This is a genomic window from Haladaptatus rarus (genome assembly GCF_054177585.1).
In genome coordinates this window covers 317,492-332,076 of record NZ_JBPEHG010000002.1, presented here as the reverse complement: position 1 = coordinate 332,076, position 14,585 = coordinate 317,492, and the positions used below count along the sequence as shown (strand labels likewise).

General features: G+C 60.9%; 12 protein-coding genes and 1 tRNA gene. 9 read left to right on the top strand and 4 right to left on the bottom strand.

The window, feature by feature from the left end; all coding sequences use genetic code 11:
- Positions 1-92: 92 nt before the first annotated feature.
- Positions 93-1,163: a BMP family lipoprotein gene (locus ACR3FE_RS06890; protein ID WP_458206341.1), complete on the bottom strand. Its 1,071-nt coding sequence runs from the start codon at positions 1,161-1,163 to the stop codon at positions 93-95.
- 89 nt (positions 1,164-1,252) lie between these two features.
- Positions 1,253-2,614 carry a phosphopentomutase/phosphoglucosamine mutase gene (locus tag ACR3FE_RS06885; protein ID WP_458206340.1) on the bottom strand — a complete coding sequence of 454 codons (1,362 nt, stop codon included), beginning with the start codon at positions 2,612-2,614 and terminating at the stop codon, positions 1,253-1,255.
- A gap of 92 nt (positions 2,615-2,706) precedes the next feature.
- Here ACR3FE_RS06885 and ACR3FE_RS06880 point away from each other — a divergent pair, with 92 nt between their 5' ends.
- A complete protein-coding gene (locus tag ACR3FE_RS06880) occupies positions 2,707-2,838 on the top strand; it encodes a hypothetical protein (RefSeq protein ID WP_458206339.1) in 132 nt (43 codons plus the stop codon).
- Positions 2,839-2,853: 15 nt separating this feature from the next.
- On the opposite strand, the gene ACR3FE_RS06875 is transcribed toward ACR3FE_RS06880, so the two are convergent.
- Positions 2,854-3,327: a DUF5793 family protein gene (locus ACR3FE_RS06875; protein WP_458206338.1), complete on the bottom strand. Its 474-nt coding sequence runs from the start codon at positions 3,325-3,327 to the stop codon at positions 2,854-2,856.
- Between the two features lie 262 nt (positions 3,328-3,589).
- Here ACR3FE_RS06875 and ACR3FE_RS06870 point away from each other — a divergent pair, with 262 nt between their 5' ends.
- The 8 genes from ACR3FE_RS06870 (at position 3,590) to idsA3 (ending at position 12,938) form a co-directional block, all read left to right on the top strand.
- Complete coding sequence (locus ACR3FE_RS06870) at positions 3,590-5,224, top strand: type II/IV secretion system ATPase subunit (protein ID WP_458206337.1); 1,635 nt, start codon at positions 3,590-3,592, stop codon at positions 5,222-5,224.
- Complete coding sequence (locus tag ACR3FE_RS06865) at positions 5,224-7,308, top strand: type II secretion system F family protein (protein ID WP_458206336.1); 2,085 nt, start codon at positions 5,224-5,226, stop codon at positions 7,306-7,308. Before ACR3FE_RS06870 ends, ACR3FE_RS06865 begins: the two co-directional genes overlap by 1 nt.
- 97 nt (positions 7,309-7,405) lie before the next feature.
- Positions 7,406-8,047: a class I SAM-dependent methyltransferase gene (locus tag ACR3FE_RS06860; protein ID WP_458206335.1), complete on the top strand. Its 642-nt coding sequence runs from the start codon at positions 7,406-7,408 to the stop codon at positions 8,045-8,047.
- Positions 8,048-8,117: 70 nt separating this feature from the next.
- A tRNA-Gly gene (locus ACR3FE_RS06855) sits at positions 8,118-8,188 on the top strand.
- Positions 8,189-8,779: 591 nt separating this feature from the next.
- Positions 8,780-9,232: a hypothetical protein gene (locus tag ACR3FE_RS06850; RefSeq protein WP_458206334.1), complete on the top strand. Its 453-nt coding sequence runs from the start codon at positions 8,780-8,782 to the stop codon at positions 9,230-9,232.
- A gap of 121 nt (positions 9,233-9,353) precedes the next feature.
- Entirely contained in the window at positions 9,354-9,950 is a 597-nt protein-coding gene (locus ACR3FE_RS06845) for a class I SAM-dependent methyltransferase (RefSeq protein ID WP_458206333.1), read from the top strand.
- Positions 9,951-10,534: 584 nt separating this feature from the next.
- Positions 10,535-11,881 carry an RNase J family beta-CASP ribonuclease gene (locus ACR3FE_RS06840; RefSeq protein WP_458206332.1) on the top strand — a complete coding sequence of 449 codons (1,347 nt, stop codon included), beginning with the start codon at positions 10,535-10,537 and terminating at the stop codon, positions 11,879-11,881.
- A 1-nt stretch (position 11,882) separates the two neighbouring features.
- Positions 11,883-12,938, top strand: coding sequence for a geranylfarnesyl diphosphate synthase (idsA3, locus tag ACR3FE_RS06835; RefSeq protein WP_458206331.1), 1,056 nt, complete (start codon positions 11,883-11,885; stop codon positions 12,936-12,938).
- A 23-nt stretch (positions 12,939-12,961) separates the two neighbouring features.
- Here idsA3 and ACR3FE_RS06830 read toward each other — a convergent pair whose 3' ends face one another.
- The gene (locus tag ACR3FE_RS06830; protein WP_458206330.1) at positions 12,962-14,575 is read right to left on the bottom strand and encodes a vWA domain-containing protein; all 1,614 of its coding nucleotides are present in this window, start codon (positions 14,573-14,575) and stop codon (positions 12,962-12,964) included.
- Positions 14,576-14,585: the final 10 nt, after the last annotated feature.

The window sequence follows — 14,585 nt, the reverse complement described above, 5'->3', positions numbered from 1 at the left end:
CGCCGTCTACCAGATTCGGTAGTTCGACGACTGTGTGTGCCGACCGCCGTCGACAGCACCGTCTGGGAGTCACGTCAGATCAGGGTGTGCGATTAGACGTTCTTCGGGTCAGTCGGAACCGAGATGTCGCCGTTGGTGATGGCTTTCTTCGATTCCTCTAGCTTCGAGGTGATCTCCTTCGGGAGTTTCCCTTTGAAGCTCTGCCCGATGACGGCCTCGACGCCGTCTTTCTGCAGGCCGAGGGCGTGCGTCTGTCCGCCCTCGAAGCTGTCGTTGGCAACGTTCTTCACGGAGTTGTAGACAGCCGTGTCAACGTGTTTGACCATGCTGGCGACGATCCAGTCCGCGTAGGATTTTGCGCTCTTGGACTGATCCGAGTCCACGCCGATGGCGTAGCGTTTCTTCTGCTTGGCCGCCTTGAACACGCCGTTTCCGGTGCCACCTGCGGCGTGATAGACGACATCTGCACCCTCGTCGTACATCGAGAGGGCAATCTCCTTCCCGCGCTGGATGTCGCTCCACGAGCCCGCGTACGCCGACTTGATCTTGATACTGCTGTCGGCGTGCTTCGCGCCAGCCATGAATCCGGCCTCGAACTTCTTGATGAGCGGGTTCTTCTTACCGCCGACGAAGCCGACCACCTTGTCGCCGTTGGTCGAACCGCCGCCCTCACTGAAGTCGCTCGTCGTCAGCAGTCCTGCGAGGTGACCGACCTGGAACGATCCCTGTTGTTCTTTGAACACGTAGTTGGCGACGTTGTCCTTCTCGACCGCGCTGTCGACCAGCATGAAGTTCTGCTTCGGGAAGTTCTTCGCCGTCTTCTTGAGCGCGTCAGTCTGTACGAACCCGATGCAGCAGATGAGGTCGTAGTTGGGACTCTTCGACGACGCGAACTTTCGCTGTAGCGTCTGGAACTGGCTCGCGTCCTCCGGTTCGACCTCGGAGAGGGAGACGCTCATCTCGTTTTTGGCCTTCTGGGCACCCTTGAACGCCATGTCGTTGAACGAGTTGTCACCCTTGCCGCCGAGGGCGTACACCATGCCGACGTTCGTCTTGTCGCCACCGGAACCTGGAACACCACTGAGACATCCCGCGAGACCGCCGATACCGAGTGCACCGCCGGTTTTTACGAGTCGCCGCCTCTGTTTGTCAATGTTCGTCATCTATGTATAGTTCACCCCAATTGTTCCTCATAAACGCACCGCTTCGCTACTGTAACGGCGAAAAATAGGGAATCTACTTATATTGCGAACTAATTCCTGGAATCTGACACCGCTTCTGCTACGACATTTTCGGTGTCGGCGACCAGTGTTGCCACGTCTTCACTTTCGGCGTAGATCCTGATATACGGTTCCGTCCCACTCGGTCGGACGAGAATCCACGACCCGTCCGGTAGTTCGGCCCTGACACCGTACTCGGTTCGAACTGTCGCGTCTGAGAGTCGCTCCGGAATCGCTGTCTCTAGCCGTTCCATCGCGCCCGCCTTTGCATCGTCCGGACAGTCGACGCTCACTTTTCGATACGGGCGCTCGGTCACCGCACCCCGGAGTGTTTCGACGGAACCCACGTCGGCGACAAGTCGAGCGAGCACTGCCGCGCTGACGACGCCGTCTATCCACCCGCCGAACTGGGTGTGGATGTGTTTCCACGGTTCGGCAGCGAACACGACCTCGGTGTCGTCATCACTCGCTTCGAGTGCCGATGTGATGCCCTCGTGGAGTGCGCCGAGTCGAACGCGCTCGACACGGCCCCCCGCCTCTCGAACACGTTCGTCGATCCGCGCCGAGGCGTTCGGCGTCGTCACGACGACCGGGTCTTGGGCCTCGCTCTCTTGTACGTACTGTTCGGCGAGGATGGCCACGACGGTGTCTTCGTGGACGACTTCACCGTCACCGTTGACGAGGACGATCCGGTCTGCGTCGCCGTCGTGGGCGAGGCCAAAGGCGAAGTCGTCTGTGGCGACGAACGAGAGCAAGTCCGTCAGCGTATCCGGTGTCGGTTTGCTCGGGCGACCGGGGAAGTGGCCATCGACGTTCGCGTTGAGCGTGACGACACGGGCACCCAGCGCGCGGAGCACCTGCGGCGTGGCGAGACCGCCCATCCCGTTTCCACAGTCGACGGCGATACGAATCCCATCCAGGGGTGCGCCGTGACCTCGTGCGTACTCGATGACGGCGTTTCGATAGTCTTCGAGTACGTCCTCGCTCGTTCCCGTCCCCCACTCGTCCCACGGGAGCGGTGGTGAGTCTTCCGCGACGAGTGATTCCACCTCTCGCTCGGCGGTGCGGTCGTACTCCACTCCATCCTCGAACAGTTTGATACCGTTGTCGGTCGGCGGGTTGTGGCTCGCCGTGAGCATGACGCCGCGACGTCCCTGTGATGCGAACGCCAGTCCGGGGGTCGGCAGTTTGCCGATGCGACGGACGTCCGCCCCGGCACTTTCCAGTCCAGCCTCCATGGCGGCAGCGAGCGCGGTTCCCGTTTCGCGCCCATCGCGGGCTACGACAAACTCTTCACCCGGTCGTCCCGCGGCCCGCCCGACCGCGAGTGCGAGCTCGGGCGTCACCCGCTCGACGACGTTGCCGCGGATACCCGCGGTTCCGAACAAGTCCATACGAGTTCGTTTGCTCCTGGATACTTAGATTCACGCGATTCCCGACTCGTACTCCCAACAACGATATGCTACAGACCATCGTAGTGACTGACATGAACGTGCCAAAACTGACGACACCATCCGGTCTGTTCGATTATCTCATCGGACTCATCATCGTTCTCGCAGCACTCGCCGGACTCTACCTCGTCGCAGTATCCGCGAACGTCATCAATCCGTGGTTCTAAGTCCAAAAAGCAGGATCAAAGCTCGACACCGCTCGGAATGAGACTGTGTTGGCGGAGGAGGTTGCCGTCGCTGTTGTAGATGAGGAATGTCGCTTTTTCGTAGGAGACCACGTGGTCACCGTTGATGGCGATATCGACGTGATACCGACCCTCCGTATCGTCTGTCTCGCTTCCGTACGCGCGGGCAGCTTTGATGAATCTGATGACGTCCGCCGCGTCCTCGTTGAGTTCGAGGATGAAATCTCCCGTCGTTCGATTCGTCACGCTCACCACGCCCGTCGCGTCGGGATCGTCGATGTCAGCCTGTAGACGGAAGGTCACGTCCGTCTCGTTGGCGTCGAGCAGTTCGTCGTCGAGTCCAGTGAGGCGTTCACGAAGTGTCGATGACGGCCCCTCGAAATCGATGATTACCGTCGGTTTACGGGGCGTTCCATCCGCTTCGACCCAGTCGATATTTTCGACCTCTAGTGTGAAATAGTCGCGCCTCATTCCGTAGGCCCATCTACGTTCTCGCGTCTCATGAACGTAACGCACACGACAGCACATCGGAAACCGAACGTGTCGCCCCTCGGACGAACGTTCACTATCGTTTTGGCAATAAATCGACGTTCGTATCTGCACTGAAACTATCCAGCCATTGTTTTAAGTACTCCTACTCCAATGAGTGTGACGAAACCAACCTGTCACGCAGAGGATGATGGGTAACTCCTATCATCCCACGACAACCATGCCCGATTGACGGTTACAACACATGTCGAGTCTGGAACTAGACGAACTGACCGTCCGCGTCCGAGAGTTTCGGCGAACGATCCGCCGGACTGCCGAGATGCTTCGCGGCTCGACGATATCGGTCGGTGACTACGACCCCGACGAGCACGGCTCACTCATCACCTTCACGGGGGTTCCGGGCTACCGCGAAATTGAACGATACTGGATGAACGCGCCGTTCACGTTCATCTCCATCAACTACGACGCGGACGCGAACGAACACCTCTACTACGTGGTCGAACCGGAGCTGGACGAGTTCGAAACCGAACTACTCGACCGACTGTTCTCCGACCTGCGGGAGTCGCTCATCTACCGCCGTGAGATGGGTGGCAAAACCGCGGAAGGCGTCCTCCGTGACGAACTGCGCGAACTGCTGGAGGTGTACGGCGTCGAAGTCGACGCAGCCAGCTACTACCGACTCTTCTACTATCTCTTCCGGGCGTTTCGCGGATTCGGCAAACTCGATCCGCTCATGCACGACCCGCACATCGAGGATATCTCCTGTGACGGGTACGACCTGCCCATCTTCGTCTATCACGACGAGTACAACGACATCGAGACGAACATCGTCTACGCTGAACACGAACTCGACAGTCTCGTCGTCCGACTCGCCCAGCAGTCGGGCCAGCACGTCAGCGTCGGCGAACCCGTCGTCGAAGCGACCCTGCCGGACGGCAGTCGTGCGGAACTCGCCCTCGGTCAGGAGGTCACGCCGCGCGGGTCGGCGTTCACCATCCGGAAGTACGCCGACGAACCGTCCACGCCGGTCGATCTGGTGAACTACGGTACCTTCAGCTTAGATCAGATGGCTTACCTCTGGCTCGCTATCGAGAACAACAAATCGCTCATCTTCGCGGGCGGGACAGCGTCCGGGAAGACCACTTCGATGAACGCCATCTCGATGTTCATCCCGCCGCGCTCGAAGGTACTTACCATCGAGGACACCCGAGAGCTGACACTGTATCACGACAACTGGCTCTCGTCGGTGACCCGCGACCGACTGGACGAAGGCGCAGACATCACGATGTACGACCTGCTTCGCTCCGCACTGCGCCATCGGCCCGAGTACATCGCGGTGGGCGAGGTGCGCGGACAGGAGGCGATGACGCTGTTCCAGGCGATGAACACGGGGCACACGACCTACTCCACGATGCACGCCGACAGCGTCCAGACGGTCATCAACCGGCTCGAAAACGAACCCATCAACGTGCCGCGAGCGATGATCCAGTCGCTCGATATCCTCTCTATCCAGACGCTCACCTACGTCGGGGAGGAGCGCGTTCGTCGAAACCGAACGGTCGCAGAGATAACCGGTATCGACCAGCGAACTGGCGACCTAGACTACACGACCGCTTTCAAATGGGACGCCGCGACCGACACCGTCCGCAAACGCGACAGCGACGTGCTGGACGAGATTCAAGAGAATCACGGCTGGTCGCGGTCGGAACTCCTCTCGGAACTGCGTGACAGAAAACTCGTCCTGCAGTATCTCCGTGAGAACGACGTGACCGATTATCGTCGGTTCACCGCGATGGTGAACGAGTATTACGCCGACCCCGAGCGCGTCGTGGCGAAAGTCGAGCGAAACACCGACAGCGACGTATCGGAGTTCGACTGATGGGGCTACTGAACTTCGTTCCACTCGTCGTCGCCCTCCTTTTGCTCATCCCTGTCGCGTTTTCGCCCGTAAGCAAGACGGCCTACCGAATCGTCACGCGAATCGCGTTGCAGGTATTCGGAACCTATCTTCAAACCCAGGGCAGGCGACGGTCGAAGCGAAGCGATCTCCTGCGTGCCGCGCACGTCGGTGAGACCTACCGACTGTACGCCTCGAAGACGTGGGTGTATGCCACGCTGGCGGCGGTGTCGGGGAGCATTCTCGGCGTCTATCTCGTCGGGCTGGTGCTGGCCGTGCTGTCCATATCGCCTGAGACGGTTCGGGAAACGCTTCCCACTCGACTCGATTTTCTGTCGAACCTCCTTTCGGTTCCCAGCCTCTCACCGGGGGAGCTGTTCGTCCTCCTGCTGTTCAGCAGCGCGACGGTCGGACTGCTCGGTGGCGTGACGGTCTACTGGTATCGCTGGGAGACGCTCTCGTATCGTGGAAACGCCCGCGCTCGAAAGATCGACGCTAGCCTCGCGCGAACCGTCGCGTTCATCTACGCGCTCTCACGGAGTGGAATGGCGTTTCCCGAGATCATGCGGACGTTGGCACAGAATCAGGACGTGTACGGAGAGGCTGCAGAGGAGATCTCGGTCGGGGTGAAGGCGATGGATCTGTTCGGTCTCGACATGCTGACGGCCATCCGCCAGATGTCACGCCAGTCACCCAGCGAGAAGTTCGAGGAGTTCGGCGAGAATCTGGCGAGCGTTCTCCAGAGCGGTCAGAGCCTTCCGTCGTACCTCCACGACCAGTACGAACGCTACCAACAGGACGCGAAAGCAGAACAGGAGGCGTTTCTCGAACTGCTGGCGACGCTCGCCGAAGGGTACGTCTCGCTGTTCGTCGTCGGCCCGCTCCTCTTCATCACCATCCTCGTCGTCATCGGGCTGATGGGTGTGGCAAGCACGCTCGAATTCATCTCACTGATGGCCTACGTGCTCATCCCCCTCGGAAACGCCGGTTTCGTCGTCTACCTCGACAGCATCACGGAGTCGCTGCGCATCTCCCGAGACGACCAGGAGATAGTTGAAGGGAGTCTCCCCAGCGTTCGCCGGGCGGCAGACCCGGATGCGGGACGAGCCGTGAGCGACGGCGGGTTCACGACGAACACCGAGCGACTGGCGGCATACGACCAGTTCCGAGACGTCAGGAACGCACTCGCCAACCCCTTCCGCACGGTACGCGAGAATCCGGTCACACTGCTTTACCTGACGATACCCCTCGCACTCCTCTCTGTCGTGGCTCGTCTCGGCCCCGAAATCGTGGCTGGAACCGCCACGGTCGCGGCGGCGGACGACGTAGTGGCACAGGCCATCCTGCTCGTCCTGGCGACGTTCGCCGCTGTCCGGGAGGTGAAACGGCGTCGACTCGCCGCCATCGAAGCCGCGATTCCGGACTTGCTCGACCGACTCGCCAGCGTCAACAAGGCGGGGATGACGGTCGTCGAGAGTTTCGGTCGCGTCGCCAACAGCGACCTCGGGGTGCTCAACACGGAACTCCAGCGCACGTGGCGCGACATCGAGTGGGGAACCGACGCGGCGACGGCCCTCCGGCGGTTCGAAGACCGGGTCGACACACCGACCGTCACCCGTGTCGTGACGCTCGTGACGAACGCGATGCACGCGAGCGGCGCCATCGGTCGCATCCTCCGTATCGCAGCGGACGACGCACAGGCGAGTCGGCGACTGAAACGCCAGCTCCGTCAGGAGATGGCGACCTATCTCGTCATCATCTACCTCTCGTTTCTCGTCTTTCTCGTCATCATCGGATCGCTGAACAGCATCCTCATCCCCGTGCTGGAGAACCTGCCAGCCACGGACGCGGGCACGGGTGGCCCGGTCGGCGTCGGCGGCATCGCCGACATCGCGTCGGTCGATATCAGTGCCTACGAGATCGTGTTCTTCCATACCGCACTCTCGCAGGCGATCTTCTCCGGATTCGTCGCGGGACAGATGGGTGAAGGGAGCGTGCAAGACGGCGCGAAACACGCAACCATCCTGTTCACCATCGCCTACGTGATATTCCTCGTGCTCCCGTAGCTCGGTTCCGCTTTCTTGCGCCGTAGTTCGACACCGTGTACGTCTGCCGTTCGTCCGTTCCCGCAGGACATTTGGCGTCCGACGCGAGAGTTCCGATATGGAGCCGACCAGCCGCGACGTGCGGGCGACCTACGACCGCATCGCGGCCCACTTCGCCCAGACGCGGGAGTACGCCTGGCCCGAAGTCGAAACGTACCTCGACGGACGACGAGTGGACACCGCGCTCGACCTCGGCTGTGGCAACGGACGCCACGCGGAGGTGCTCACCGCGCACGCACAGCGCGTCGTGGGCGCGGACGTGAGCGCAGGACTGCTCGCGGAAGCTCTCGCACGCGCACGCGAGAGAGATTACGAAGTCGAACTGGTGCAGTGCGATGCAGCCCGCCTGCCCCTCACTGACGACTCCATCGACCTCGCGGTGTACGTGGCGACACTTCACCATCTTCCCACGCGCGAGGCTCGCGTCGAGAGTCTGAACGAGTTGGCGCGGGTGCTTGGCGCGGAAGGCACCGCACTGGTGAGTGCCTGGAGCACGGCCCACGACCGATTCGAACAGGAGGAAGGGTTCGATACGACGGTCGATTGGACGCTCCCCGGCGGCGAGACGGTGCCTCGATTCTATCACATCTACTCGCCGGAGGAGTTCCGCGACGATCTGGCCGACAGCGCGTTGCTGCCGGACGACGTGCGCGTTTCGAGTGGCAACTGCTACGCCGAAGTTAGCGGACGAAAACAGTAACACCCTTAAGCCGGGGTGCACAATTCGGGAGTACGCTCGAATGCACATATCGTGTGTCCGAGTGAGATGCGCACCGGTGGTCTAGTGGCAGGACCTGAGCCTTCCAAGCTCATGGCACGGGTTCAAATCCCGTCCGGTGCATTTTACCGAACGTAAACCGGCGAGCGACTGGTAAGGGCTTGGTTCGTCTCGATACGAAGGTTACTACCGGAGTTATGGCGTCACAGAAAGCTCACAGTCACGTATCGCGCCGCATTCGGGTGACTTCTGGTGAGTGAACGATTGCGGTCAAGATGTCTTCGAATGCCTCCGGTCGATCACGGCGCTTCGCGCCTCGGTTGGGAACGGTGAAACCGTGAGGGAGGTAGGCGAAGCACGACACCGTAAGCACCGCAACAGAGCGAAGCGAGGTGAGGAGCGCAGTAGGGGGCGCGCGAGTCACCCGGACGGAGTGAGTGTGACCACGGAAGTCACACGCCCGCACAACGCAGTGAGCAGGAACGTCCACGAGAGCGAAGCGCTTGTGTGCCGATCAGAGATCTCCGATTTCTGATGACGTCTTCCGGTGGCATAGCCCACGAGGGCTTTCTGGGGCTCTGTAACTGCAGTCGCTCATCCGTCAGAAAAACAGAGACGAAGCACGACTCCATTGCCAGACCTAGGACGAAGAAAATGTCCGAACCCACTAGCGAAGGTGAATCGTTTTATCCCACCGCTCCTCTAGTCGTCCTGATGGATTCCGACAGCATCTCGCCAGTCCACTTCGTCACCGCCCAACTCGCGGTCGTCGTCGCGGTGATCCACCTTTCGTTGGGCGTGCTCAACTGGACGCGGTGGGTGATGGCCGGATTTCTGATTCCCCGCGATCTGCGGTGGCCGCTGTTCGTGCTCTCGGGAGCGGCGATAATCATCGGGCTGTTCCTCGCCGCCGCTGGGGCCAATCGGCGGCCGCTGTACGCCGGTGGGATCGTTCTCATGGTCGTGTACATCGTCGGCTACTTCGGCTGGCACGTAGGTGGGCATCGACCCCTGCTCTTTTCCGGCCCCGGAACGGAGCACGCAGGCCCACTCGTGCCATCTCTCCTCGACCATCTCTTCGCTGGCCCGGTGGAGTTCCTCGCACTCGCCTCGGAGTTCGCACTGCTCGTGCTGTTGGCATACCTGCTCGTGACTGAATCGCGGTGAGGTGTCGAAGTTCACCGACGCACTGAATTCGGTGACACATCCGAGTTCACCCACGTAACTGACCATCACGTTCTGCGACAGTGCCAACTAAGGGGAACCATCACATCGTCCCGTGCGAGAGATGACAGACCCTGGAACGATCTCGACCTACCAGTCGGTCGCAGACGAGTACCGAGAGCGCCACGCCGACCGCTCGAGTATCGAGGAGCTGGTCGAGCGATTCCTCGCTGTCGTCGAGGACGCCACGGACGATGAGCGCGCCCTGATCGCCGACGTCGGCTGTGGTCCCGGTTGGGAGTCGGCCACGTTCGCCGCTCGCGGGCACGAGGTGGTCGGAATCGACCTCACGCCGAACTTCCTCCGTGCGGCACGCGACCAGGCCCCCAGCGCATCGTTCGCCCGGATGGACATGCGCCAGACCGGCCTCGAATCGGATTCCTTCGACGGGCTGTGGGCCTGCGCGTCCTTCCTCCACGTCCCCCGGAACGACGCGCCCGATACCCTCGCAGAATTCCGGCGGGTGCTCCGCCCCGGCGGCCGCGTCCACCTCTCGGTCAAACGCGGCGACGGCGAGCGCGACGGCACCACCTACGACGAGGACGACCGGCGATTCACGCTGTACCAACCGGACGACCTGCGGGCGATGGCCGAGGACGCTGGCTTCGACATCGTATCACTCCACGCCGACCAGTGGGTGCAACTGCTGGCACGAGCGTAACGAGCGATCTACCGATCTGTTTCTCCTCGGAACATTCACCAACATCCGATTCTTGGCGTTGTACTATTTTGTACTGAAATGTACTATTTCACGGTTGTTCGAACGGATAAAGCCAAGCACTGGTGCGTAGCGAAGCGCACAGCGAGTGCGCCGCGAACGAACGTGAGCGGCGACCGGACGAGCAACGCGAGACCGGCCCGGCGAGCGACCGGGGGCTTTCGAGGACATCGTCACTGCGGGAACTCGTTTCGAAGAGATCGACGAAATCTTTCAACGACAGCAGGACGTCGTTCTCGGAGCTATCGGTTCGAACGGAGCGTCGAGATGTTTTTCGGGTCGATACGACGACGTGATAGGACGTGCTAGTTGCTTGCGTAGAACGCAATCCCCGCAGTTTTTATTACCCCGGGGCGTAGGTGCGGCTAGACTGGGCAACTCGCGGGTGTGCGGCCCCCGTCGCGCGCGAGTGCCAGACCGACGTGCTGTAAGACGCCGGGGTCTGACGCTCGCGGCCCCGCGAGAGTTTCAGTGAGCAACGCAACCGCCACGCAGTGTGGCATTTCAGTGCTCGAGGAAAGCAAACTATGGAAATCGAAATCGCAACAATCGGCGGCTACGAAGAAGTTGGACGGCAGATGACTGCCGTGCGCGCGGGTGATGACGTGGTTATCTTCGACATGGGACTGAACCTGTCGAAAGTACTGCTTCACGACAACGTCGAGACCGAGAAGCTACACAGCCTCGACTTGATCGACATGGGCGCGATTCCGGACGACCGGGTCATGTCCGATCTCGAAGGCGACGTGAAAGCCATCGTCCCGACGCACGGTCACCTGGACCACATCGGTGCCATCAGCAAATTGGCGCACCGATACAACGCACCCATCGTCGCCTCGCCGTTCACCATCGAACTGGTGAAACAGCAGATTCAGGGCGAGGAGAAGTTCGGGGTCGAAAACGACCTCATGAAAATGGAAGCGGGCGAGACGATGCAGCTGGGCGACGAGGTGGAACTGGAGTTCGTCAACGTCACTCACTCCATCATCGACGCCATCAACCCCGTGGTTCACACGCCCGAGGGCGCGATCGTCTACGGACTGGACAAGCGGATGGACCACTCGCCGGTTCTCGGCGACCCCATCGACATGAAGCGGTTCCGTGAGATCGGACGTGAAGGCAACGGCGTCCTCGCGTACATCGAGGACTGTACGAACGCAGGACGCAAGGGTCGCACGCCGAGCGAATCGGTCGCTCGCCGACACCTGAAAGACGTTCTATACAGCGTCCAGGACTATGACGGCGGTATCGTGGCGACGACCTTCTCCAGCCACATCGCCCGCGTGAAGAGTCTCGTCGAGTTCGCACAGGATATCGGACGCACTCCGGTTCTGCTCGGACGCTCGATGGAGAAGTACTCCGGCACCGCAGAACGACTGAACTTCGTCGACTTCCCCGAAGAGATGGGCATGTTCGGCCACCGCAAGTCGGTCGACCGAACCTTCAAGCGCATCATGAAGGAAGGCAAGGAGAACTACCTCCCCATCGTCACCGGCCACCAGGGCGAACCCCGCGCGATGTTGACCCGGATGGGTCGCGGCGAGACGCCGTTCCAGCTCGAAGACGGTGACAAGGTCGTCTTCTCCGCGCGTGTCATCCCGGAGCCGACGAACGAGGGACAGCGCTACCAGTCCGAGCGCCTCCTGAAGATGCAGGGTGCACGAATCTACGACGACGTGCACGTCTCCGGCCACCTCCGCGAGGAAGGTCACTACGAGATGCTCGACGCACTGCAACCGCAGAACGTCATCCCGGCTCACCAGAACATGAAGGGGTACGCGCCGTACGTGGATCTCTGTGAGAACCAAGGCTACCGCCTCGGTCGAGACCTTCACGCCACGCGAAACGGCAACCTCATCCAGCTAGTCGATTGATATGACAGACGCGAGCACGGAAACACGCGAAGAACTCGTCATGCAGACGGTCGAACAGCGTCGCGAGCTGGTCAACGAGGCCATCGTGGAGGAGCTTCCCATCGTCGAACCGGAGCGCCTCTACGAAGCGTCGCGGTATCTGCTCGATGCAGGCGGGAAACGTCTCCGACCGACGGTGCTGCTGTTGGTGGCAGACGCATTGCTGGATGTCGAACCCATGTCGGAAGCCTACCGGAAGTTCCCGGCGCTCGACGGAACGGAGGTGGACGTGATGGCCGCCGCGGTGAGTATCGAGGTCATCCAGTCGTTCACCCTCATCCACGATGATATCATGGACGACGACGACCTGCGTCGGGGCGTTCCGTCCGTCCACCGTGCCTACGACACCGAGACGGCAATCCTGGCCGGTGACACCCTCTACTCGAAAGCGTTCGAGATCATGCTGGACACCGACGCCGCGCCGGAGCGATGTGTCGATGCACTCGACGTGCTCGCATCGACCTGTACGAGAATCTGCGAGGGACAGGCGCTCGACGTCGCGTTCGAAGAGCGTCCGGACGTGCTCCCCGAGGAGTATCTGGAGATGATCGAGAACAAGACCGCCGTGCTCTATGGTGCGGCGGCGAAGGTTCCCGCCGTCTTGCTCGGTGCGGACGAAGAGACCACGGAAGCGCTCTACCGATACGGCATCGACGTGGGGCGGGCCTTCCAGATTCAGGACGACGTGCTCGACCTGACGGTGCCGAGTGAGAAACTCGGCAAACAGCGCGGAAGCGACCTGGTCGAGAACAAACAGACCATCATCACACTCCACGCCCGCAACCAGGGCGTCGACGTGGATTCGCTGGTCGAGGCCGACGAAGTCGGCGACGTGACCGAAGAAGACATCAAGGAAGCGGTGCAGCAACTCGACGACGCGGGTAGTATCGACTACGCGACGGAGACGGCACAGGAGCTCGTCCAGCGTGGGAAAGACCACCTCGACGTGTTGCAGGACAACGAGTCTCGGTACCTGCTCAAAGAGATCGCAGACTACCTCATCGAACGCGGCTACTGAGCTGCTGACTTTTTGGCCAGGGACTACTCGTCTCCGGTCGATTCGTGTTCCAACAGCGACTGCAATATCGCCAACTCGCGTTTCAGCGAGTCGTCACCGATGACTCCCATCTCCGATTCGAAATGTCGTTCGAACCGGTCGATACGGTCGGCGTAGGTCGGCGACACCTGCAGGTCGGTCGAACGTCGCTCCCACTCGCCGAGGTCGGACGCGGTCGATGCGGGTTCGACGCCATCACCGGGTGTCTCCACGTTCTCGCCAGCCAACTGTGCGCGTTCGTAGCGAATCCAATTTTGCATCAGATCACCGTACTGGGCCAGCAATACCGCTTTGCGGATGGCGGTGTTGTCGGCGTGCGGTGGCGACCGCTCGGCGAACGTGACCGTCTTCTCGTTCTCGTACTGTTTTCCGGTACGGTCTTCGTACGACACGGTGAGTGTGAGTTCCGAGGCGGGTGCCGCGCGGTTCAGTTGGACGAGGACGACACCACCTTTCGTCCGATTTTCCTTCGTCTGCGAGGGGAACAGCGTGTTCACAGACATCAGTTCGCCGGTCGCCTCGTCCGCACTCGGTGAGCCATACACGTTCTCGATCTCGTAGCCATCGGAATCGACGGCGAGCGAGAGGTCGAACACGAGCGGAGTCACCATGTACTCGAATCCGCTGTCCATGCGCTCGGCGAACTGCTCGTTCGAGTGGACGGCGTAGTAGTTCGCGCCTCGAACGTCGGTGATGGCGTTCACCAGCTCCGAGTTGAAGTCGATACCGACGCCGATGAACGTCGAGTAGATACCGTCGGCTGCTTGCCCTTCGAGATCGTTTTCGAACCCTACGAGGCTCGTGTCACCGGTGTTCGGCATCGCGTCGGTGAGGTAGATGACGCGGTTCTCGTACTCCTGCGGATTCGCCGTGCGATACGGTTCGAGCATCCCCGACGCAGTGTCCATCCCCGCTTCGAGGTTCGTGCTCCCATCGGCCTGTATCTCTCGAATCCGCCCCCTGACCTGCTCCATGTTCATCTCGTCCACGCGTTGCAGGTCGATGACCGTGCGAGCGTTCTCGTTGTAGACGACGACACCCAACCTGTCGTCGCCACGAAGGTGGGTCGTCAGGTCGGCGAGTGCCTGCGTCGCTGCCTCGATCTTCTTCGTTCGCTCTTCTTCCGCGACGGTCTTCTTCTCGCCGCCGTCGTAGTAGTAGCGACCGAATTCGCTTTGCATCGACCCTGACACGTCGAGGACGACGACGAGGTTCAGCCGCTTTCGCTCGAACGCTTTCTTCGAGATACCGGAGTTGAGACTGACGGTCATGTATCGCTCCGTCTCGTTCGAGAGTGGGTCACGGAGCGTGGCAGTGCTGTAGGCTGGACAGAACAACTCGGAACACTGGCCGTCACCGCCGGTGTCGAAGTAGTAGTCGTGGAACAGTCCTTCGTGGGTCACGTCGGAGGGCAGGGGAAGCTTCTCCTCTTCGACGTTGTTCCGGAAGTTGTTGATGTCGTTCGCGCCGCCGACGGCGTACCCTAGCTTGCTCCCACTGGATCTTGCCGCATCGTTGCCCGAGAGGTTGCCACTACCGGCACAGCCAGCGAGAACGAGCATCACTGCGACGAGTATCGCAGGAATCGACCTGTGCATGCTAGAGGAT